Source organism: Paenibacillus aurantiacus, assembly GCF_042431225.1.
Classification (GTDB): domain Bacteria; phylum Bacillota; class Bacilli; order Paenibacillales; family Paenibacillaceae; genus Paenibacillus_Z; species Paenibacillus_Z aurantiacus.
Genome location: NZ_JBHMDO010000044.1, coordinates 11,852 through 33,864, shown reverse-complemented (window position 1 = coordinate 33,864; position 22,013 = coordinate 11,852). Strand labels below are relative to the sequence as shown.

Annotated in this window: 24 protein-coding genes; all 24 read right to left on the bottom strand. The window is 56.2% G+C overall.

Annotation, left to right across the window (positions count from 1 at the left end; genetic code table 11):
• Positions 1-37 precede the first annotated feature (37 nt).
• Positions 38-1,246, bottom strand: coding sequence for a hypothetical protein (locus ACFFSY_RS26980; RefSeq protein ID WP_377500003.1), 1,209 nt, complete (start codon positions 1,244-1,246; stop codon positions 38-40).
• A 158-nt stretch (positions 1,247-1,404) separates the two neighbouring features.
• Positions 1,405-1,998, bottom strand: coding sequence for a histidine phosphatase family protein (locus tag ACFFSY_RS26975; protein ID WP_377500001.1), 594 nt, complete (start codon positions 1,996-1,998; stop codon positions 1,405-1,407).
• Positions 1,999-2,087: 89 nt separating this feature from the next.
• Positions 2,088-2,696, bottom strand: a complete 609-nt coding sequence (locus ACFFSY_RS26970; protein ID WP_377499999.1) for an anti-sigma factor family protein — start codon at positions 2,694-2,696, stop codon at positions 2,088-2,090.
• Positions 2,693-3,289 carry an RNA polymerase sigma factor gene (locus ACFFSY_RS26965; protein WP_377499997.1) on the bottom strand — a complete coding sequence of 199 codons (597 nt, stop codon included), beginning with the start codon at positions 3,287-3,289 and terminating at the stop codon, positions 2,693-2,695. Before ACFFSY_RS26965 ends, ACFFSY_RS26970 begins: the two co-directional genes overlap by 4 nt.
• Positions 3,290-3,716: 427 nt before the next feature.
• Positions 3,717-4,808, bottom strand: coding sequence for a prephenate dehydrogenase (locus ACFFSY_RS26960; protein WP_377499996.1), 1,092 nt, complete (start codon positions 4,806-4,808; stop codon positions 3,717-3,719).
• 4 nt (positions 4,809-4,812) lie between these two features.
• Positions 4,813-5,910: a histidinol-phosphate transaminase gene (gene hisC / locus ACFFSY_RS26955; RefSeq protein WP_377499994.1), complete on the bottom strand. Its 1,098-nt coding sequence runs from the start codon at positions 5,908-5,910 to the stop codon at positions 4,813-4,815.
• A 210-nt stretch (positions 5,911-6,120) separates the two neighbouring features.
• The gene (gene trpA, locus ACFFSY_RS26950) at positions 6,121-6,930 is read right to left on the bottom strand and encodes a tryptophan synthase subunit alpha (RefSeq protein ID WP_377499992.1); all 810 of its coding nucleotides are present in this window, start codon (positions 6,928-6,930) and stop codon (positions 6,121-6,123) included.
• The gene (gene trpB / locus ACFFSY_RS26945; protein ID WP_377499990.1) at positions 6,927-8,123 is read right to left on the bottom strand and encodes a tryptophan synthase subunit beta; all 1,197 of its coding nucleotides are present in this window, start codon (positions 8,121-8,123) and stop codon (positions 6,927-6,929) included. The genes trpA and trpB overlap by 4 nt, the downstream gene beginning before the upstream one ends.
• A 2-nt stretch (positions 8,124-8,125) precedes the next feature.
• A complete protein-coding gene (locus ACFFSY_RS26940) occupies positions 8,126-8,803 on the bottom strand; it encodes a phosphoribosylanthranilate isomerase (protein WP_377499988.1) in 678 nt (225 codons plus the stop codon).
• Positions 8,800-9,597 carry an indole-3-glycerol phosphate synthase TrpC gene (gene trpC, locus ACFFSY_RS26935; protein ID WP_377499986.1) on the bottom strand — a complete coding sequence of 266 codons (798 nt, stop codon included), beginning with the start codon at positions 9,595-9,597 and terminating at the stop codon, positions 8,800-8,802. The genes ACFFSY_RS26940 and trpC overlap by 4 nt, the downstream gene beginning before the upstream one ends.
• Positions 9,587-10,633, bottom strand: a complete 1,047-nt coding sequence (gene trpD, locus ACFFSY_RS26930) for an anthranilate phosphoribosyltransferase (RefSeq protein ID WP_377499984.1) — start codon at positions 10,631-10,633, stop codon at positions 9,587-9,589. Before trpD ends, trpC begins: the two co-directional genes overlap by 11 nt.
• Positions 10,634-10,641: 8 nt before the next feature.
• Positions 10,642-12,192: an anthranilate synthase component I gene (gene trpE / locus ACFFSY_RS26925; protein WP_377499982.1), complete on the bottom strand. Its 1,551-nt coding sequence runs from the start codon at positions 12,190-12,192 to the stop codon at positions 10,642-10,644.
• A gap of 360 nt (positions 12,193-12,552) precedes the next feature.
• A complete protein-coding gene (gene aroH, locus ACFFSY_RS26920) occupies positions 12,553-12,921 on the bottom strand; it encodes a chorismate mutase (protein WP_377499980.1) in 369 nt (122 codons plus the stop codon).
• A gap of 3 nt (positions 12,922-12,924) precedes the next feature.
• Positions 12,925-14,028 carry a 3-dehydroquinate synthase gene (gene aroB, locus ACFFSY_RS26915; protein ID WP_377499978.1) on the bottom strand — a complete coding sequence of 368 codons (1,104 nt, stop codon included), beginning with the start codon at positions 14,026-14,028 and terminating at the stop codon, positions 12,925-12,927.
• Positions 14,028-15,197: a chorismate synthase gene (gene aroC / locus ACFFSY_RS26910; protein WP_377499976.1), complete on the bottom strand. Its 1,170-nt coding sequence runs from the start codon at positions 15,195-15,197 to the stop codon at positions 14,028-14,030. Before aroC ends, aroB begins: the two co-directional genes overlap by 1 nt.
• A 278-nt stretch (positions 15,198-15,475) precedes the next feature.
• Positions 15,476-15,643, bottom strand: coding sequence for a hypothetical protein (locus ACFFSY_RS26905; protein WP_377499974.1), 168 nt, complete (start codon positions 15,641-15,643; stop codon positions 15,476-15,478).
• A gap of 72 nt (positions 15,644-15,715) precedes the next feature.
• Positions 15,716-16,495, bottom strand: a complete 780-nt coding sequence (locus ACFFSY_RS26900; RefSeq protein WP_377499972.1) for a CheR family methyltransferase — start codon at positions 16,493-16,495, stop codon at positions 15,716-15,718.
• 33 nt (positions 16,496-16,528) lie between these two features.
• Complete coding sequence (gene ndk / locus ACFFSY_RS26895) at positions 16,529-16,972, bottom strand: nucleoside-diphosphate kinase (RefSeq protein ID WP_377499970.1); 444 nt, start codon at positions 16,970-16,972, stop codon at positions 16,529-16,531.
• A gap of 30 nt (positions 16,973-17,002) precedes the next feature.
• Positions 17,003-17,977: a polyprenyl synthetase family protein gene (locus ACFFSY_RS26890; RefSeq protein WP_377499968.1), complete on the bottom strand. Its 975-nt coding sequence runs from the start codon at positions 17,975-17,977 to the stop codon at positions 17,003-17,005.
• The gene (locus tag ACFFSY_RS26885) at positions 17,974-18,837 is read right to left on the bottom strand and encodes a menaquinone biosynthetic enzyme MqnA/MqnD family protein (protein ID WP_377499966.1); all 864 of its coding nucleotides are present in this window, start codon (positions 18,835-18,837) and stop codon (positions 17,974-17,976) included. The genes ACFFSY_RS26890 and ACFFSY_RS26885 overlap by 4 nt, the downstream gene beginning before the upstream one ends.
• The gene (locus ACFFSY_RS26880; protein WP_377499964.1) at positions 18,800-19,450 is read right to left on the bottom strand and encodes a UbiX family flavin prenyltransferase; all 651 of its coding nucleotides are present in this window, start codon (positions 19,448-19,450) and stop codon (positions 18,800-18,802) included. The genes ACFFSY_RS26885 and ACFFSY_RS26880 overlap by 38 nt, the downstream gene beginning before the upstream one ends.
• Positions 19,444-20,331 carry a UbiA-like polyprenyltransferase gene (locus tag ACFFSY_RS26875; RefSeq protein ID WP_377499962.1) on the bottom strand — a complete coding sequence of 296 codons (888 nt, stop codon included), beginning with the start codon at positions 20,329-20,331 and terminating at the stop codon, positions 19,444-19,446. The genes ACFFSY_RS26880 and ACFFSY_RS26875 overlap by 7 nt, the downstream gene beginning before the upstream one ends.
• A complete protein-coding gene (locus tag ACFFSY_RS26870; RefSeq protein ID WP_377499960.1) occupies positions 20,328-21,044 on the bottom strand; it encodes a demethylmenaquinone methyltransferase in 717 nt (238 codons plus the stop codon). Before ACFFSY_RS26870 ends, ACFFSY_RS26875 begins: the two co-directional genes overlap by 4 nt.
• Before the next feature lie 7 nt (positions 21,045-21,051).
• The gene (locus tag ACFFSY_RS26865; RefSeq protein ID WP_377499958.1) at positions 21,052-21,924 is read right to left on the bottom strand and encodes a heptaprenyl diphosphate synthase component 1; all 873 of its coding nucleotides are present in this window, start codon (positions 21,922-21,924) and stop codon (positions 21,052-21,054) included.
• Positions 21,925-22,013: the final 89 nt, after the last annotated feature.

Genomic DNA, 22,013 nt, shown 5'->3' with positions numbered 1-22,013 from the left:
TATCCCGCGGGAATGTGCTGCGGCCTATTAATAGAAGCTAGTCCAACACGATGGCGTCTTCGTCCTCCAAATTCAATCCTGCAACGACTGCTCTCCCTAGCGGAGTGGCGCGAATGACCTTGCCGAACTGCGCGTGTTCCCCGATGCGAATCAGACCCAAATGCAGCATCATCCCGACGATTCGCTGCTCAAACAACGTCTCGGAGCTGTCATAGTAAAACGGCCTAATGTAAGGAACCAATGCGTACTTAAGCGATTCTGCCGTCACCCATTGTTCAGATAGTTTGTCGGTCCAGTAGACGAGCGACCGCAAGTTCGGCATGGCATTCTTATATAAACGGAGCCAGAACCGGTACAGCTTGTCGGTTCCTTCCGGGGCACCCGATGCTTGGCGTTCGAGGCCTGCCGGCGTTAGCGTCAGTTCGCTCTCGCCTTCCGCAATCCAACCGTTATAATAACCGTAGTCATAGATGAGGGACATCCGGTTCGGGTAATCTTTCATCCGGCGTCCGTAACCGAACCGCCACTCGCCTTTTCCCGGGAGCTGTTCCTTCACGGCTAGTCGGTCCATGATCTGAAGCACGCTTCTTTTGTACATAGCCCCATCGGAGGTCAGCTGGATTTCATTGTGATGAATAAAGGTCAAAAGCTCCTTGACATCCTCGCCCAATAGCTGCTGTTCATCCCGATAAGCTTGTGGTTCATCGTACACGAATGTGAGCTGGGAAACGAACTTCCGCTCCATGGCTTCCTTGAATCTGCGCTTCAGATCGTGAGGAACCTGGAACAAATATCGGTTCGGTCCTGAAATTCCATTAAACAGCCAGCCGTATTGTTTAAACCGCGAAATCGTCGCACGCGGGCCGCTTTCAGCTGGCGGTGCTGGTTTCTGCGTTTTGGTCCGCTTGGATGACTTCTTCGCCTGCGATGGCTCCGAAATCCGTGCCGTATCCGGTACCTCCTGCTTGTCTTCCTCCGCCCCGAACTTGCTTTGCTCGGCACGTGCCAGCAGCTCCTCCAACGAGAACGTATCCCGTAAATCGAACAACAGCGAATTCATGAACCGCAAGTCTTCCAGCTGCATCGACTTGATTTGCGTTTCGAATACATCCCTGCGGTTAACGGTGGATAAAATGGACTGGATCAGCTCATTCTTGGAGTGGCCGTTGCATTCGCATCGGTACGTCGACGCAATCCGGCTGAGCTGTACGATATCGGCATAGCTGAGCATATCCGCCAAATTCATGTCCAATCCTCCGATCTCTCGTTTCTTCGTTTAACTAGTACCATTATGGGAAGATTCGGAGCATTTAATAACCGCCCTATGAAAAAAAACCTGCCTCGTTTCAGATGAAACGAAGCAGGTCCAGATGGTCCATATATTATAGAAGCAACTAGAATAAACTAGGCACGCGCCAGGTCGTCCAGATGAAGCGTGCAGTTGTGCAGCAGCGGCTGCCAACGGTCGGTCTCGCGCTCGAAAATACTAAGGGATACGTTACCGATCGGCTTGTCCGCCAATTCCGCGCAAAGTCCCTTCAGCAATTGAGCAAGCAGACTGCCATGCGTGACGACGAGAATACTGCGATTCTCCGCATCATGCGCGGCAAGATCGTCGACGAATGCCATTGCTCTGCCGCGCAGCACCTCATCGGATTCCTGACCGTGAGGCTGGCTCCGCCAATCGGCTCCCCATCTGGCCAGCCTTTCTTCCTCCGTCGTTCCTTCGATCTCGCCGAAGTACCGCTCGCGCAATCGGGCATCGCCCGGAAGCTGCGGGATGCCGAGCGTCTGCGCGATGATGCGGGCCGTTTCGTCGGCACGCGCAAGATCACTGGCTATTATCGCATCCCAGCGTACATCCTCCCGCCGGAGCCGCTGGGCCAACAAGCCCGCTTGCCGAATACCTTCTTCGTTCAGGGGCGTGTCCGTCTGTCCTTGAATTTTGCCCAGGGCGTTCCAATCGGTCTTCCCGTGGCGGATTAATCCGATACGCATATCCATCTCCCCTTGAATGAAAAATCTCCAGCGCATACAGGCTGGAGTTCTCTGGTCGGTAACGTAATATTACGATGCGGCAAAGCAGGTTACTGCCTCGTGCGAGATAGCCAATTCAAAATGAGCAAAGCCATAATCATGCCCAAAATGGACAAGGCGATCCAATATTGCGGAAAAGTCGGTACGACGTTCAGCACCAAAGGATCGCTGATGCTGGCCACGGGAAGATCCGCATAAAAATCCGCCGTTATTAACCCCGTATTCTCAGCCGCGTTCGCCGTCTCGATCAGTCCTGTCAGCTTCGCCATCTCGACGGACGAGGCGTCCTGATTGCCGATCAACATATAAAACAAACCGCATATGAACATCGCCATGCAGCATGCGATCGCAGCGGCCGCGTTACGGCGGAATGACCTTGAGAATTGATAGGTGCGGCTCGGAACCGGCATAAACCAGGAATCCTCCGCATAGATCCGCTCCATAACCCCACGGTTGACATGGTCGACTTCGATCGGTCCGATCGCTTCGTCCAGCTCCGACAGGCTGCGAATTAACTGCTCGCTTTCTTCCCAAAGCCGAAATTCTTCCCGACAGTCGTCGCAATGGACCAGGTGGTCGTCAACGGCCATGCGTTCCGAGTCGGTCTCGGCTAGATCCCAATAGACGCCGAATGTCTCGCGTACCTCCAGGCATTTCATCGCATCTTCATCCCCTCGAATTCTTCCAGCACCGGCGATTCGCCGAAGTAGGGCTCCAGCTGCATCTTCACGCTGTTGCGCGCGCGAAATAGCAGCGACTTGACGGAGCTAACGGTCTGACCGAGTATGCTCGCGATCTCCTGATAATCCAGCTGGTCATATTCCCTTAGAATAAGGGCGGAGCGCTGTTTCTCAGGCAAATTGTTAATCGCTTCGCGCACCATCGACATCCGCTCGTTGAGCAGCAACCGATGCTCCGGCACACTGTCTGGCGGAGCGACCGGCATCACGTTGATCTCATCGAGGGACACGTTGCCGGATTTCTGCTTGCGCAGCTCGCTAAGCACCGTATTGCGGGCGATCGTGTACAGCCAAGTCGAGAACGTAGCATCCGTCTCACGGAAAGAATGCAAGCTTCGATACGCTTTATAGAACGTTTCGGAGCATAAATCCTCCGCTAACAGCTCCATCTTCGCGCTCTTCAACATATGAAAGATGAAGGCAAGGATTTTGCGCTGGTATCGCCGCATCAATTCCGAGTAAAGCTGAACGTTACCGTCTTTGATTTCGCGGATTAACTGGGAATCGGTCATTGCGGGCGACCCTCCTTGGACTTCGGAGTGTTCTCCACCCGGTACTATCATTGTACCGAACGGGTTCGAAAAAGTTGCGCGACTCCAACCAAAAATCCGTTGATAAGTCCACGCAAACGGACAAGCTATATTGAATTCGAGTTAAACTCGCAAATTCCTGCTAGATTCGACATTTTATCGACGCGCCAGATTTTTACATTCAATACTCCTATTGTAGCACAGCTATTTGCTGCTCGTGTCTTAAAAATTTTTTATCAAACCTATTCGCCCTTTCTTGATTCAAACAAAAAAAAGACCACCTCGAAAGGTGGCCCGCACAATGTGCGTTGGATTTGGATAGGAGTGGAGAGAAACCATACTGTACCTTTATTATATGTATCCGTTTTCATTCTGTCAATAAGCGTTTTCATTTTTTATAAATCATTTTTTAGAAATGAACGGAATGGCCAGTTTGGTTCAGCTTCTCCACCGCTTGATCCAAATCATCCTGGGTCCGGAAAGACAGTCTTAGCACGCCCGGAACGTCCTCCCGGCTCTCAATGATCTGAAGATTGCTCAGATTGATTCTCGCATTGCCAAGCTCCGTCGCGATTCTCCCGATAATGCCAGGGTGGTCCGGTACGTCGACGTAACACTCGTAAATGGAATGGATCATGCCCTTGCGCCGCTCAGGGAGCTGGCTCCGGAATGCGCCCGCTTGCTTGAACGCCTCCTGAATGCCCTCCGCATCCTTCCCTTCTAGCATCCGGATGAACTTGCGCGTCTCCGCGTTCCATCCTTCCAGTAAGTTAAGCAGGACATCGCGATTGCTGATTAATATATCACGCCAGACGACCGGATCGCTCGAGGCGATCCGCGTAATATCGCGGAAGCCGCCCGCCGCCAGCACGCTATACAGCGGATTCGACTCGTTGTAGCCTCTAATCTGGTTCACGAGCGCAACCGCTATAATATGAGGCAGGTGGCTGATGGCGCCTACGATCTCGTCATGTTCGTCAGGGGCCACGTGCACGATATGCGCTTTGGTCGCCTTCAACAAATGGGTCAGCCGCTCTATCGCAGCCGCAGGAGCACCCGATTCCGGCGTCAGCACATAGAACGCGTTCTCGAACAAATGCGAGGACGCCGCTTCGACGCCCGAACGCTCGGAGCCCGCCATCGGATGCCCGCCAATGAACGTCGCGCCGCTGAATCGAAGCGCCGCTGCCGTACGCGCGACGGACGACTTCGTGCTGCCGACATCGGTGATGATGCAGCCTGGCTTAAGCCGAAGCTCGCTAATTTCCCTTACGTACTGATCAAGCACGCCGACCGGAACACACAAAAAGATCACGTCCGCTTCTTCTGCCGCATCGCGAAGGGACGCCGCCATTTCATCGACGACGCCCCGTTCTACGTATTTGGCCGCGGACGATTCGCGCACGTCATAACCGACGACCGTCAAGCCCGGCTTGCCTTTGAAGCAAAGCGCGAGCGAGCCGCCGATCAAGCCGACGCCGAATATCGCGATTCTCGTCATGATATTATCCGAGCACCGCCGCTTCTTGCAATACCTGCTCGAGCGCCGCGATGAACTTCTCGTTCTGCTCCTGACTGCCTACGGTAATCCGGATGTAAGTCGGATAATGGCTCCAGCGCGCGCGAGAGATAATCCCCCGCTTCAGCAGCCCGTCGAATACTTGGGCGGAAGGCAGCTTGGCGTCGAACATGACGAAGTTGCCGTGCGGCTCGAAGTATGGCAAGCCGAGACGCTCGAACTCGCCCGTCATATAGCGAAGACCTTCGGCGTTGCGATCGCGGCAGCTCTCGATGAACGCCTTATCGCGGACTGCAGCCAATGCCGCCGCCTGTGCGAAGCGCGTCGTGTTGAACGGTTCGCGCACTTGGTTCACGAGCTGAATGACGTCCGCATGACCGACGCCATAGCCAATCCGCAGCGAAGCCAAGCCGTAAATCTTGGAGAACGTGCGCAGCAAGATGACGTTCTTGTACGACTTCAAGTAGTCCACGCTGTTCGGGAACGAGCCGTCCGTCACGTACTCAATGTAAGCCTCGTCCAGCACGACGATGACGTTCGAAGGCACCTGGCTCAAGAACGCGTCCAGCTCGTCCTTCCCAACGATGGTGCCCGTTGGATTGTTCGGATTGCAGATCCATACGATCTTCGTGCGCTCGTTCACTTTCGCCAGCATTGCCGGCAGGTCATGCTTGCCGTCCTTGAGCGGAACTTCGACGCAGACCGCGCCTTCAATCTCCGCGTTGTGCTTATATTGGGGGAAGGTCTCGTCCGCCATGATCGTCTCGTCGCCCGGTACGAAGAACGCTCTGGCCAACATGAGAATGACCTCATCGGAGCCTGCACCGAAAATGATCTGCTTGCGGTCGACGTTCAAGTGCTCTGCGACGGCTTCCGTAAGCGCCGTGCTGAAGCTGTCCGGATATATGCTCGCATTCCCGATTTCCGCGACGATCGCCGCCTTGGCCGCTTCCGAGCAGCCAAATGGATTTTCGTTCGAAGCCAGCTTGATGACCTCGGTCAGACCAAGCTCGCGTTTTACTTCCTCAAGCGGTTTGCCAGGCTGGTAGACAGGCAAATGTACAATACTGTTTTTGGGTTGCATCCCGCATTCACCTCGTTATTTAATGACTAATTGAAGTTTGACAACATTACCTGCATATTGTCTCACAACTTGAACCGGTTTGAAAGTATGAATTTTAGCGCACAAGCGCGTTAAAGCACATTCTTGCCCCGACTGCAAAACAAGACTCCTCCTCCGTAATGGAGAAAGAGCCTTGCCTGTGTGTCTCCAACCGTTCGCTGCCGCGGCGCGTTAGCCTTTCAAGCTGGCGACAAAGCTGCGAATTTGGTCCAATCCTTCTTGCTTCGTATCGGCGCTGCCGAGCAGCGGAAGCACCTCTTCAATCTTACGTACGATCGCGCTGCCAACGATGACGCCATCCGCTTGCTTCGAGAACCGCTCGACCTGCTCGCGGCTGGAAATACCGAATCCAACGCCGATCGGGAGCGTCGTCGCTTCCCGCACCGTCTGCAGAAACTGGTCGATGCCTTGATGGAAATCGGAACGCACGCCAGTTACGCCTAGCGAGGAGACGCAATAGACAAAGCCTTGCGCCTTGGCCGCGATGCGCTTCACCCGGTCATTCGACGTCGGCGCTACCAGCGGAATCAGATGAATGCCCGCCTGTTCGGACATGCCGCGGACTTCCTCGTCTTCCTCGATCGGCAGATCCGGAATAATCAAGCCGCTGATGCCTTTGTCGACGATCAGTTTAAAGAAGCGCTCCAGCCCGTATTGCAGGACCGGATTGTAGTAAGTGAACAAAATGAACGGCAGCTGCACGCCCTGCTCGCGCGCGTCGCTTGCTGCATGAATCACATCCTCGATCGTCACGCGGTGCTTCAGCGCCCGCTCGGAAGCCCGTTGAATAACGGGACCGTCCGCGAGCGGATCGGAGTATGGGACGCCGAGCTCCACCATGTCTGCGCCGGCTTGCTCCAGTGCTTTAATGATCTCGATGGATGTAGCCACGTCGGGATCGCCCATCGTTAGGAAAGGAATTAGCGCCGTCCCACCCTCTTGGCGAAGTCGTTCGAATGCCGCGTCGATACGGTTGGTCATGCTTCGTTCCCTCCCAGATAACCCATGATCGCCTGCACGTCTTTATCGCCACGGCCAGACAGGCTCACCACGATCGTCTTGTCGCTGCCGAGCGTAGGCGCAAGCTTCATCACTTGGGCGATGGCATGAGCCGATTCCAGTGCCGGAATAATCCCTTCCGTGCGGGAGAGCAGCTGCAGCGCCTCCAGCGCCTCGGCGTCCGTGATCGGGAAGTACTCTGCACGCGCCGTATCCTTCAAATACGCATGCTCCGGTCCGATCCCCGGGTAATCGAGACCGGCCGAGATCGAGTGCGCAGGCTGAACTTGTCCGAAATCGTCCTGCAGCACATAGCTGAGCGAGCCTTGGAATACGCCGTGGCGGCCTTTGGTCATCGTCGCCGCATGCTCTTCCGTCTCCACGCCTCTGCCTGCCGCTTCCACCCCGATTAGACGGACCGATTCGTCATCGACGAACGGATAGAAGATGCCCATCGCGTTGCTGCCACCACCGACTGCTGCCACGATGTAGTCCGGCAAACGCCCTTCTTCCTTCAAAATCTGCTCTCTCGCCTCGTCGCCGATAATGCGCTGGAAATCGCGCACGATCATCGGATACGGATGCGGTCCGGTCACGGAACCAAGAATGTAGTACGTATCCTCGACATGACTGACCCAGTAGCGGAGCGTTTCGTTGCACGCGTCCTTGAGCGTCCGGGTACCGGATAGAACCGGCACGACCTCGGCGCCGAGCAGCTTCATCCGGAATACATTGAGCTCTTGACGCTTCGTATCTTCTTCGCCCATGAACACTTTGCACTCCAGACCAAGCAAAGCCGCAACCGTCGCCGACGCAACGCCGTGCTGCCCTGCGCCGGTCTCCGCGATGATTTTCGTCTTGCCCATCCGTTTGGCGAGCACGCCTTGGCCGATCGTGTTGTTGATTTTGTGCGCGCCCGTATGGTTCAAGTCTTCACGCTTCAAGTAAATTTTCGCGCCGCCCAAATGTTTGGAGAGCCGCTCGGCATAATACAGCGACGTCGGGCGTCCCGAATATTTGTGCAGCAAATATTTCACTTCCGCGATGAATTCGGGGTCCTTCGAATAATGGCGGTACGCCTCCTCCAGCTCCAACAACGCGTTCATTAGCGTCTCCGGCACGTATCGGCCGCCGAACTTCCCGAAGCGTCCGCTCTCGTCTGGTACTTGACTCATCATCATGCTTTCACCCTTTCCACGAATGCTCGAATCTTCTCGATATCTTTCACGCCGTCCGTCTCCACGCCGCTCGAGACGTCCACGCCGTCCACCTCATACTGTTCCAACAGTTCGGATGCGTTCCCCGGATGCAGGCCGCCGGCCACATAGAGCGGCACGCCGATTGTCTTCGCAGAAGCCGCGTAGCGAGGAATAACTTCCCAACCAAACGTCTGTCCCGTCCCGCCGCCTGCCGTATCGATGAGCGCCGCGTCGATCCTACCCTCGTATGGGAGCAGCCGATCGTGACCTGTGCCGGCCGCGTCGTCGCCGCTGACGGAGAACACCTTCCATACTTCTTTGCCAAATTCATCGCGAATAGCCGCGCATAGCTCCGGTCCCTCATCGCCATGCAGCTGCACTACATCAAGCGGCGCTATGGCGAGCAGTTCCCGCAGCTGCTCGAGCGAGGCGCCGACGAACACGCCCACCGTCTTCGGCGCGCCTCCCAGCGGCTGATTCATCTGCTTAACTTCCTCAATTAACGAAGCCGCGGTCTCCGGCTCGACTTGCCTGCGGCTCTTGGCGAATACGAAGCCGATCTCGTCTACTTCGAGGCTGCCCATCGCCCGAATCGTTGCCGCGTCCCGAAGACCGCATATTTTGATCCGTGCTGCCCGCCGCGCATTCCCGCTCACGACTTCACCAGCGGGCCGAGCAAATCCGCTACGGCCTGCCCCACTTCCGGCTGGCGCATGAAATGCTCGCCGATCAAGACGCCCTTGGCGCCGACTTCGGTCAAGTACGCGATATCGGCCGTCGACGAGATTGCGCTCTCGCTAATGACGGACGTCCCCGGCGGAACGAGCCCGATGAGACGCTCCGTTGTCTTCAGGTCAGTCGCGAACGTATGCAGATCACGATTATTAATGCCGATTAGCGTCGCCTTGCCAAGCGTCAGGACATCGTCCATCTCTTCGCGGTTATGCACTTCGACGAGCACATCGAGACCGATCGACTTGGCGATATCGTGCAGCTCCGCCAGCTCGGCCGGCTTCAGGATCGCCGCGATCAACAGCACGGCATCTGCGCCAATCACGCGCGCTTCATACACTTGACGGTAATCGATCGTAAAATCTTTGCGCAGCAGCGGCACGTTCACCGCTTCGCGAATCGCGCTCAAATAAGCATTGCTGCCTTGAAAATATTGCTCGTCGGTCAGTACCGAGATACAGTCCGCTCCAGCCGCCTCATACGTGCGTGCCAGCTCCACCGGATGAAAATCGGGGCGGATCAGCCCTTTGGAAGGCGAAGCTTTCTTTACCTCCGCGATCAGTCCCATGCCGCGGTTACGCCCCGTCGTGACGGCACGTTCGAACCCAAGGCACGAGGGCATGCCCGCAATCGTGCGCTCGTATTCCGCGAGCGAGAACGTCTCTGCCAGCGAGGCGACTTCCTGCCTTTTCGTTGCTACGATGCGATCAAGAAACATGAGCCACTTCCCCCGTCGTTTCAATCAATTGATAAAGTTTCTGCTGCGCCAAACCGGAATCGATGATCGATGCCGCCGCGTCTACGCCTTCACGCAGCGAGCTTGCTTGCCCGCTCACGTAGATGCATGCGCCGGCATTCGCCAAGACGATGTCCCGATAAGCGCCTTGCTCTTCACCGCCGAATATTCGGCGGATGATGGCGGCATTCTCGGCTGCGTCGCCGCCGATCACTTCCGTCAGCGGACGGCGCGTCAGCCCGAGTTCCTCCGGCGTAATGTCGAATGTGCGGACCGTATCGCCCGCAAGCTCCGAAATTTGCGTCGCGTCCGAAATGCTGATTTCGTCCAAGCCATCGTGGCTGCTCACGACCATCGCGCGGCGAAGGCCGAGCTCGCCAAGCACGCCGGCGACGGTCTCCGTGCGCGAACGGTCGTACAGCCCAAGCAATTGACGATCCGCGCCGGCCGGGTTCGTCAGTGGGCCAAGCATATTGAATATCGTGCGGATGCCAAGTTCGCGCCGCGGACCGGCTGCGTGCTTCATGGACGGGTGATAAATTTGAGCGAACATAAAGCAAATGCCGATGGAATCCAAGCAGCGCGCCGCTTGGTCGGCCGTCAAGTTGATGTTGACGCCGAGCGCCTCCAGCACGTCAGCGCTGCCGGCTTTGCCGGACATAGCGCGGTTGCCGTGCTTGGCTACGCGCACCCCAGCCGCGGAGGCGATCATCGCCGAAGCGGTGGAAATATTGAATTTATGAATGCCGGATCCGCCCGTTCCGCACGTATCGAGCAGCCCTTCCTGCTCCGTCTGCACGCGGCTGGACAGTGCTCTCATCGTCTCCGCGAACCCGGTGATCTCGTCCTTCGTCTCGCCTTTCATGCGGAGGGCGGTGATGACCGAACCGATTTGCGCACCCGTTGCGTCGCCGCGCATGATGATGGCCATAACTTCCCGCGCTTCTTCCCGGGTTAAATCGGCGCCGCTCGTCAGTTGCGCAAGCGCCCGCTGCATCGTCATCGTTTCGTGTGCCATCGTTCCCCTCACCCTCTCGCATTTGCGAAATAATCGCTATTGATCATGCTCGCCGGCCGCTTCTGCGCCGGAAAAACCGCTTCCGCCGCGCGGATCGCTTTGAGCATCGCCATTCCTTTGTTGACCGTCTCCTGGTATTCGCTCTCCGGCACCGAATCCCATACAATGCCCGCTCCCGCTTGCACGTAGGCTCTGCCGTTCTTGAAAATAATCGTACGGATCGTAATGCACGTGTCCATGCTGCCGCCGAACCCAAGATAGCCGATCGCGCCGCCATAGGCGCCGCGCGCTTCGTTCTCCAACTCCGCGATGATGCCCATCGCCCGGAGCTTCGGCGCGCCGGATACTGTGCCGGCCGGCAGGCAGGACAGGAAGGCGTCGAAGAAATCTTTGTCCTCCCGCAGCTTGCCGGAGACGTTCGAGACGATGTGCATGACATGCGAGTAACGCTCGATCTCCATGTATGCGTCGCATCGCACCGTGCCGAATTCGGAGACGCGTCCGATATCGTTGCGGCCCAGATCGACCAACATCAGATGTTCCGCGCGCTCCTTCTCGTCGGCGAGCAGCTCCTTCTCGAGCGCAAGGTCTTGCTCGGGCGTCTTGCCGCGCGGTCTCGTGCCGGCGATCGGTCTCGTCTCGACGCGCTCGCCGTTGACCTTCACAAGCGCTTCCGGCGAGGTGCCCACGATGACCTCCTCCCCCATTTTGAGGTAATACATATAAGGCGAAGGATTCATCGTGCGCAGAACACGGTACACGTGAAGCGGATCCACGTCGGTATCGACACTGAACCGTTGAGAGAGCACCACTTGGAAAATATCGCCCGAACGGATATATTCCTTCGCTTTATCCACATTCGCGATAAACTCTTCCTTGGTCACATTGGAGTTGATCACGCCGAGCTCCGGGTCCAGCGGTACAGCACCGCTTGGCATGAGCAGCGTCGGCTGCGGTTGCTGGATCCGCTCCAACGTCGCGTCGATGCGCGCTACCGCTTCGTTATACGCCGCTTCGATCTGGCTATCGGTCGCTGCCTCCGGAATGTGAACATTGCCGATGACTTGAATTTGCTGTTTGAAATGATCGAACACGATGACTTGATCGCAGAACATGAATTGGATATCGTTCATGTTCAAATCGTCGATGCGGTGCGCAGGGAGCTTCTCGTAATACTGCAGCAGATCATAGCCGAAAAATCCGATCGCGCCGCCGGTGAACGGAGGAAGCTCTGGGATCGACGGGCTGCGATACGCGCGCAAGTGGGCCTTCAACAGTTCAATCGGATTGTCGCGAAGCACCGTCTTCTCGCCTTTATGCTCGATGACCATCTCCCCGTGCTTCCCGTGGATCATCATGAACGGGTCGGTGCCGATGAACGAGTGGCGCGCCCACTTGACGCCCCCCTCCACGCTTTCCAGCAGGAACGCGTGGCTCTCCCGGTAGAAATGCTGGAACAAGCGGATCGGCGTCTCGGTATCCGCCATCACGTGACGGACGATCGGAATCAAATTGTAGGTCCCTGCCAATCGGATGATCTGCTGCAGCTCATGATTCATGCGAATCGCTCCTCTTCTTAAGAAAATAAAAAAGACTCCCGCCGCAGCAGGAGTCGTGAATGTCAAAAGATAGAAAATGAGTGCTGACAGATAACACGAAGCAGCGCTTAACTTAGTGAATGTATGCCAAATAGACATAATCACTCTCGGTTAAGACGGGTTCGGTACCTCTCGCGCATAACGCACGCTCTTCTCAGCTCTACTCTGCTCATCTCTACTTCATCTGACAATCTCTAAACTGCTCTCGGCTCTTCTCTTGCGTCTTGCGCTCTTCAACAAGTATGACCTCACTATACACCAGCGCCGCTTCTCGCGTCAACCGTATGGTATTATTATTCCAGCTTCGTTTGACCCGAGACTTTAGCTCTTGGTAAGGTCGGGCCGCAGCACTTGCGCACCGGCCAAATAGACATGCTCGATCTCCCGTTGTGATTTCTCGGTGTTCACATGCACAAGAAGCCGAATGCATTTCTCCAGGCTCCCCTTCACGGGTACCTCCAGCGCGCACATGAGCGGCACGAGCTCCCAACCTTCCATGACCCGAATTGCCCGAGCCGGGAATGTGGCGTCCAGATCTCCCGTGACGGTCACCAGCACGCTGCAAATATCATCCGGCACAATGCCGTTCGCCTTCACGATCTCATGCAGCAGCTTCGTCGTTGCCTGCAAGATCGGGGCTTCTTCGTTCACTTCCACGGTGATGGCACCGCGTACGCCGCGTACACTCATCTATTATTCCTCCCGCTTTAACTCTTCGACTATTTCCCGTACTAAAGCAGATGAGACGGACTTATTGATCTCAACTTGCCCGATCGCAACCGGTACGATGAACACCATGGTGCCTTCTTGAAATTTCTTGTCGTGCATCATCGCGTCCATGATCGCATTCGTGTCCAAATGCGCCGGCAGCTTGGTCGGCAGCCCGACGCGGCGAAGCACATGCTTCGTGACCGTGTATACGTCCTCCGGCGCGCCGAGCCGTACTGCCAGACGTGCGGAACCGACCATGCCGATGGAGATTGCTTCCCCGTGAAGCAGCTCGCCATAGCCCGCCACCGCTTCAAGCGCATGGCCGATCGTATGGCCTAGGTTCAAAATCGCGCGCAGATCGTTCTCTCGTTCGTCGCGCGAGACGACGGCCGCCTTGACGCTGCAGCCCTTGTATAGCGCATAGCCAAGCGCATCCGGGTCGAGCGCAAGCAGACGTTCCGCGTTCTCGTCGCACCAGGTGACGAACTCGGCATCCCAGATCAAACCATGCTTCACCACTTCGGACAATCCGGCCGAGACATCGCGCGGCGGCAGCGTCTGCAGCGTATTCAGATCATACAATACGAGCTCCGGCTGATGGAACGCGCCGATGATGTTCTTCGCCAGCGGATGATTGACCGCCACTTTGCCGCCAACGCTGCTGTCATGTGCCAGGATCGTCGTCGGCACCTGCACGAATTTGATGCCGCGCATGTAAGAAGCGGCGACGTATCCTGCTAAATCCCCGACGACCCCGCCGCCCAGCGCCACGATCGTCGACTTGCGGTCCAGGCCCGCCTTCAGCGCCTGCCCGACCAAATCCTCGAACACGGATAGCGACTTCGACCCTTCCCCGGACGGAACGATGGCCGTCGCGATGCTATAGCCCGCCTCTTCCAGCACGGACTGCAGCAGCGGAAGATGATGCTTCGCCACCGCCACGTCGGACACGATCATGATCGGCGATTTGATGCTAATGCCATGCTGAACGAACAGCTTGCCCGCATCCTCGAGAATTCCTTCTCCAATATAGATCGGGTACGATCTCTCTCCCAGCTCAACCGTTAATTCGCGTTTGTCCCCCATTAGTAAGCTCTCACCCGCTCCAGATAGTTATTGTAATTCGCCCGGATTTCTTCCATCGAGTCGCCGCCGAATTTCTCCAGGAACGCCTTCGCGACTTCCCAAGCGACAACGTTCTCCATCACGACGCTCGCCGCTGGCACCGCGCAGGCGTCCGCCCGCTCGATCTGCGCCGAGAACGGTTCCTTCGTATCGATATCAACGCTGCGCAGCGGCTTGTACAACGTGGGAATCGGCTTCATAACGCCTCTCACGACGATACGCTCGCCCGTCGTCATTCCGCCCTCGAAGCCGCCCATCCGATTCGTTGCCCGATGGAACCCGCGCTCCTTGTCGTACATAATCTCGTCATGCACTTGCGAGCCCTGCAGCATGCCGGCCTCGAACCCGATGCCGATTTCGCAGCCCTTGAACGCATTAATGGAAACGACTGCCTGCGCGATCCGGCCATCGAGCTTCCGGTCCCAATGCACGTGGCTGCCAAGTCCAGTCGGCACACCTTCGATGATACACTCGACGATGCCGCCGAGCGAATCGCCATCCGCCTTGACGTGATCGATGTACGCTTCCATCCGCGATTCGGTTTCCTTATCCACGACGCGTACCGAGGAAGCCTCCGTTAATGGGATCAGCTCATCCAGCGGCAGGCTGTTCGGCGGTGCCGTGATTTCCCCGATTCGAATAACCTGTCCGCCGACCTTCATACCGAAGGCCGCCAGCAGCTGACGCGCAATGGCGCCGCAGGCAACCCGGGCTGCGGTCTCTCGCGCGCTTGACCGCTCCAGTACATTGCGAAGGTCGCGCTGGTTGTACTTAAGGCCGCCGTTCAAATCGGCATGGCCTGGACGCGGCCGCCGAATCCGGCGTTTCTCCTCCTCGGTATGCTCGTTCGTATGGATATTCATGATTTTCGTCCAATGCGTCCAATCCTTATTCTCGACGACGATCGCGATCGGGGCACCGGTCGTCCGTCCGTGGCGAACACCGCCGACGACAGAGGCTGAATCCTGCTCGATCTGCATCCGTCGTCCTCGTCCGTACCCCTTCTGGCGGCGGACCATCTGCACATTCAGTTCCTCGAAATCGATTGGCATATTGCTCGGTATTCCTTCAATGATCGCCGTTAGCTGCGGACCATGGGTCTCGCCAGCTGTTAAATATCGCAAGCTCATCCGGCAGCCCCCTCTCAAATGAAAACGGCTGACAACGCGGCGGACCAAGGGAAACCCGGGAGATGCCGCCATCCGTCCCTTCCCTCATCCCGCTTGTCCAGCCGTATCGATCATTGCCTAAATTTTCTGCCTAAACATCTTTGCTCATTATAGTACAGGCTTCGTCGGTTTGACAAGGAATTACAACGTCGCCACAGCGCTGGCGCGAAACGCAAAAAAGCCGCTTGGGGCAACCGTTCCCGGTCAAACCCAAACGACTCTTCTTCCTCCGCCTGGCACTACCCATTGACGGATTGTTTGCTTTGCCGTAATTGCGGATCAACGGCCAAATACGGATCGTTCACAAGCCGCGCGATCTGCCCGATATCGATGCCCAGTATTTGCGCGCATTCCTGCACGTTGATCATGCCGCGCCGATAAGCCGCAATTACTTTACGCTTGTCCATACATACCCTCCAACCCAGATTCACTCGGATATCAAGTAGTATTGGAGAAGATGGAATTGGTTATACATGCCTTTACACTTTTCGGTAGAAGAATGTCTCGGCCGGGTCGAAATTGTACTGCGCGGGGTTGAAGATTTGTTCGGTACTTCCGACAAAGAGCAGCCCGCCCGGCTTGAGCGCCTTCGAAAATTTGTGGTAGAGCAGTTGTTTCGCCTCTTCGGTAAAGTAAATCATGACGTTGCGGCACACGATGAGATCAAAGCCGCTATCGAACGTATCGTGCAGCAGGTTGCCTTGCTTGAACGTAATAATTCGCTTCAGCTTCGGATTTACTTCGTACGTGTCCGCATCTTTCTTCACCAAATATTGGGAGACATAAGCAGGTGGCACATCCCGGATGGAACGATCCTGGTATTGGCCCTGCATGGCCTTCTGCAGCACTTGGTTGTCGAGATCGGTAGCGAGTATGGACACGCGGTCGGACAGCCCGAGCTTGTCGACGATCATCGAAAGCGTGTACGGCTCTTCCCCGGTGGAGCAAGCAGCGCTCCATATTCTCAGCTTGCCCGCCGCCTTCGCCATCTCCGGCAGGAACCGCTTCTCGAGCGCATCCCACCGGCTCGGATTCCGCCAAAACTCGGACACGTTGATCGTCATCCGATCGAGAAATTCGTCCATCAGCTTTTTGTCTTTGGTAAGGGCGTCCCAATACGCAACGAAGGTATTGAAGCCGTGCTTCTGCCGGAGCGTCGTCAGGCGGCGCTTCATCTGCGCTTCTTTGTACTGCGACAGGTCGATAGCGGTTTTTTCTTTGATCCGTTTGACGAACTGCAAGAAATCCTGATCATCCATCTGCGGGTCCTCCTGCTGCTGTTCACAAGTATTTTAGATCCAACGCTGCATTGAATGTTCGTAATCCACGACTTCTTCCGGTCTAAAATAGATGCCGATCTCGCGCTCGGCGCTACTCGTGGAATCGGAACCATGGATAAGATTAAAATTGGTATGTACCGCGTAGTCTGAACGAATCGTGCCTGGGTATGCTTCCAGCGCGTCGGTCTTCCCGATCATTGCGCGGGTCAGCGCGATTACATTATCCCCTTCCCATACCATGGCGAATACAGGACCCGAAGTAATGAAATCGACTAACGGCGGATAGAAAGGCTTGCCCACGTGTTCCGCATAATGCTTCTCCGCTAATTCAGGCGTCAGGCGCATAAATTTGGCTGCGACTAGCTTCAATCCTTTGCGTTCGAATCTCGAAACAATTTCACCGATCAGTCCCCGTTGGACACCGTCCGGCTTTACCATCAGAAACGTTCTCTCCATGTACGGTTCTCCTCCCGACAATCACGAAAGCTAGTAATTCCGCTTTGCGACGAAATGAGCGATGTCCGTTAAATTTTTCTTTGCTGTAATCGCCGGAAGCCCTTCCAACGCGTGAATAGCCTTGGAAATATAACGGCTTACCATCCCTTCGGCTATCTTGATGCCTTCGCTCTTACGTATTAACTTCAACGCCGCGCGGGTATCCCCTGCTCCGCCCTCGGCATGAATGTGATGAATTTCTGACAGGAGCGCGTCTTTCACGTTCGAATCTTGGAGCGCGAGCAGTACCGGCAGCGTAATATTGCCTTGCCGGATATCCGAGCCCGGCGGCTTGCCGATTTGCTTCTCCGTACCGAGCAAATCAAGCAGGTCGTCCCCGATTTGAAAAGCCATACCGACATTATACCCGAATCGGTACAATCGATTATAGGTCGCCGGATCCGCGCCGGCCGCAACCGCCCCGAGCTGACAGCTAATCGCCAGCAGAAGCGCCGTCTTCCTGCGAATGCGCAGCAAATAATGGCGAATCGATTGCTCCGTATTGAAGAAATCGCGGATTTGCTCCATCTCGCCGATGCACATTTGGACCATAGCCTTGGCCAAAATTTGATGGATCAGCGGATTTTGCAGCTCCGTGACGATCGTGAGCGCCTTGCCGTGGATATAATCGCCGGTATACATCGCAATTCGGTTGTCCCACTTGGCCTTGACTGTCAGCTGTCCCCGTCGCGTAGCGGCGTCGTCGATGACATCATCATGTACGAGCGAAGCCATGTGAATCAGTTCGAGCGGGACCGCAACCCGCTCGAGCGTCGATAGATCATAATGCCCGAATTTGCCGGATAGCAGCACGAATACAGGGCGTATCCGCTTGCCGCCTGCCTTCAGCAAATGCGTGGACGTCTCGGTAAGCAGCGCATGCTCGGAGGATACGCTGCGCGCGAGACGATCTTCGATGACCTCGAGGTCACCTTTCATTTTGGCGTAAATATCGAGTAGTCTCATTCATTCACCTGCAGCGCAGAATCCACTTCGAAAAAGTTCATCTGGACGCGGTTCTCCAGCAAACCTAACCGATGGGCGTATTCGAAATATAAAGAAAGGCCGGCTTGTTCGTCCGGTCCAAAATCGTGATGCAGCTCTCGGAAATAACGCGACCAGTACTCGGCCGTACCGCCAAGCTCCCGGCATGCCTTATCCACTAGCGCCTCCGGATGCCGCAGGCTTTGCCGTTTGCTTTGGATCATCGCATTCCATACGGCGGCCACCTCGCGTGGAGCCGCATTGGCTACTTCTCTGCGAACGGCGACAAGCGCGAATGTCATGCCGTAGCCGGTCCAATTGCGCCACAGCTCGCCCAAGTCCAGCACGGTTAAGCCGCTGTAGTTCCAGGACGCCTGAATGGCCGGGTCGCCGATCAGCAGCGCCGCGTCCGCATGTTCCAGCATCGCTTGTAAATTCGGCTCCGTTGTAACGTAATTCGGCGAGGCTTCGTAATAAAGTCCCATAATGATTTTCAGCAGGTTGATGGAAGTCGCGGAGGTGTTCGTCACAGCGATCGTCCCGCCGTTCAGGACGTCTTCCAGCGGCGCTTTCAGGAACAACAGGATGGAATTCACCCTGCCCCGCGCGCTGACGGACAGATCGGGCAGCAGCAGATAGTCGTCCGCATGCTGCGCATAGGCAAAAGCGGCCATAGCCGTCAAGTCAAGCTCGCCCTTGCGCATAGCTTGATTGAGCAGCGATGGCACTCGCTTGACGATCGTGTAACGGTCTTCCGGCAAAGCACGGTCCGTAAAATGAAACAGCGGCCATGCGTTCGCGTAATCAATCCGTCCGATGGTGATCGGGCGTTGCAGCCCCATATGAATCATCTCCCCATCTTCTGTACAAATCGTGTTCGATGTGAATGCTATCCAGCACTTTGCCGACGAGAAAATCCACCATGTCTGCCAGCGACTGAGGTCCATAATAGAATGCTGGCATAGCCGGCACGATTTTGACGCCTAGCTTGGCGAGCTTCAGCATGTTCTCCAGATGGATCGCATGAAGCGGCGTCTCCCTCGGGACGAGCAGCAAGGTACGCCCTTCCTTCAACATGACGTCCGCTGCGCGCGTCATCAAGTCGTCCGAGATGCCATGTGCGACTGATGCTAGTGTACCCATGGAGCAAGGCATAATGATCATGCCTTGAATGAAGAAGGAGCCACTGGCAATCGAGGCTCCGATGTCTGCGTTAGGATGATACGTCAGGCGGCCGCTCGCAAGCATGCCGGGGAATCGGATGTCCAGCTCGTCCAGCCGCTTGGAGGCCGTCCAGCCGAGCTCTTCTTTCAACACCCGCCAGCCGGCTTCCGTCACGACGAGATGTACGTCGATATCACTCGCCAGCAATACCTCTGTCAGCCTGACGCCATAGATCGCGCCGCTTGCTCCGGTAATTCCGACCGCCCATCTCGTCCGACTCGGCTTTACCATTGGTGAAGCACCACCAGGTCGAACAACGTCGCGGCCAGCACGACGGTGCTAAGCGCGCCGTTCATCGTGAAGAACGCGGTCTGCACGCGGCTAATGTCGTTCGGCTTGACGATCCAATGTTCATAGAACAGGAACGCGGCGGCCGCGATCGTCCCGACGAGGTAAATCCAGCTCAGATTCGTCGTCCAGAACAACAGCAGCAAGCAGATCGCCGTAATGATATGAAACACTCTTGCGAGCGTAAGCGCCCCTTTGAGCCCGAAGCGCGCCGGAATGGAGTGGACCTTGTTGCTGCGGTCAAAATCGAAATCTTGGCACGCATAAATAATATCGAAGCCGGCGAGCCAGAATACATTGGCAATATACAGAAGCCAAGCCGCCGTGCCGAATTCGCCGGTTACCGCGACCCAAGCGCCAAGCGGCGCCAGACCGATCGTAAGTCCGAGCACGACATGGCATAACCAGGTAAACCGTTTCGTAAACGAATAAAAAACAAGGAAAAACACGGCGATCGGCGATAACACGATGCAAATCGGATCGAGCTGCGATGCGGCAATGAAGAGCAAGATAAAGGAAGCCGCTATAAAGACAATCACTTCGCTAACGCGCAGCAGACCTGCCGGAATGGCCCGCATGGCCGTCCGTGGGTTTCGTTTGTCGATGGCCCGGTCGATCACGCGGTTCAACCCCATGGCGGCGCTGCGTGCGCCGATCATAGCGAGCAAAATCCAGCCGATCTCGCCCCACTCTGGCAGCCGCTTCTCGACGACGACCGCGCCAAGCAGCGCTCCCATGAACGCGAACGGAAGCGCGAAGATCGTATGCTCGATTTTGATCATTTCCAAGAAGATACCGAACTTCCCTAGTTTCCCGAACCTCATCCTCGCTCCGCCCCCTTCGTGCCGATATGGAGCGCGGCGATTCCCCCGGTCAGCGGATATACCTTCACGTCTCGAAGACCGATCTCGCGGTAAATCTCAGCCAGACGGTGCATATCCGGGTAAGCTTTAAGCGAATCGGGCAGCCACTTGTACTGCTCGTAGCTCTTGGCGAACAGTTTGCCCAACGCAGGCAGTATCCGTTCGAAATAAAAATAATAAATCGATTTGAACGGCTGCCATGTCGGCTTGGATAGCTCCAGACAGACCACCTGCCCGCCAGGCTTGACGACCCGCTGCATCTCTTTCAGCACCTGGACCAAGTCCGGTACGTTGCGTAGTCCGAATCCGATCGTCGCATAATCGAACCGGTTGTCCTCGAACGGCAGCTCCATCGCATTCCCATGATGGAGCGTCACCTGACCGCCCAGTCCCAGCTCGCTGACCTTCGTCTGGCCGACGGCCAACATGTTCTGGCTAAAATCAAGGCCTTCGATTGCTCCGCCGCTTGCCTGCGCCATCGCGATCGTCCAATCGCAGGTGCCGCAGCACAGGTCGACCGCGGTGTCACCTTGTTGCATGTTCATCTTCTTCATCGTGAACTTCCGCCAAGCCTTGTGTCTGCGGAAGCTAAGCAAGTCATTCATTAAGTCGTATTTGGGCGCGATTTTCTCAAACACGGAATGGACATGCTGTTCTTTCGGTTTCGACTGCATTGTGTTCTCACCTTCTCTCGCCCAATACCGAAGCTGCGGGCGCAGGCGGCAGCAGGAACGACTCGCCGATTGCCGCAAGCTCGCTTGCGAACGATCCGGAATCGAGGCTCTCCGCTGTCCGTTGAATGCGTTGGGCGGACTGTGTCAGCTTCTCATGCAACAAACTTACAATGTCATACCTGTCCATAAGCGACCGGACAAACGCCGGGTCGAGCGCAGATGAATCTGCAAGCCGGCCCCGATCATCGCCGTTACCCGCTTCAAGCGCGTGCCAATACCCCCAGCTCTCCGTGAAAAGCTCGGGTTGTCCGCAACGGCTCAGCTCGGAAACGGCGACTTCGCAGCGCCCGACGTCCTGCAGCAGCTCGGCCCATAGCCCGGCGCTCTTGTCGTCAAGGATGCCCGTAAAGACTCCAAACAACTCGGTGGCGATGCCGACGCGCTCGCTCCAATATTGGTCAGCCGTCAACTTCCTTTGCCTCATCCGCATATAGAAGTCAATCTTAAGCCGGTTCACTTCGCAGACGCCTTCGCTAAGCAGACGGATCATGTGAACTTGGCCTGCCTGGGCCAACAGATGAAAGAATCGGCTGCTGTAATAATCGCCGGCCAACACCTTCAGCTGACGCGATCTCATCTCGCGTTCGGACCGCGGTCCGGTCTCATTGTCGATCCGGTCGTGAATGTCCATCCCAAGCTGTACGAGCGAGGTGACTAGGGCATATAGCTCGCTGTGCGGGTTCGGCATGCTCGGATTCGCCAGAAAAGCGAAAAGCAGCCTTGTCCGTGAATCGGGATAGACAGGCAGCTCCGTATAGGACTGTATCATATCGTAATCCACGTATTTCCGGGCGATATCAGCAATTGTGTAAGCGTTCATCGGTCAAGCCTCCGGGCACAGCAGCGAAAATCTTGCTGTTCATAATCTAAATTATTATAGCACCTCATTGTTGATTCCGCCATAGAACC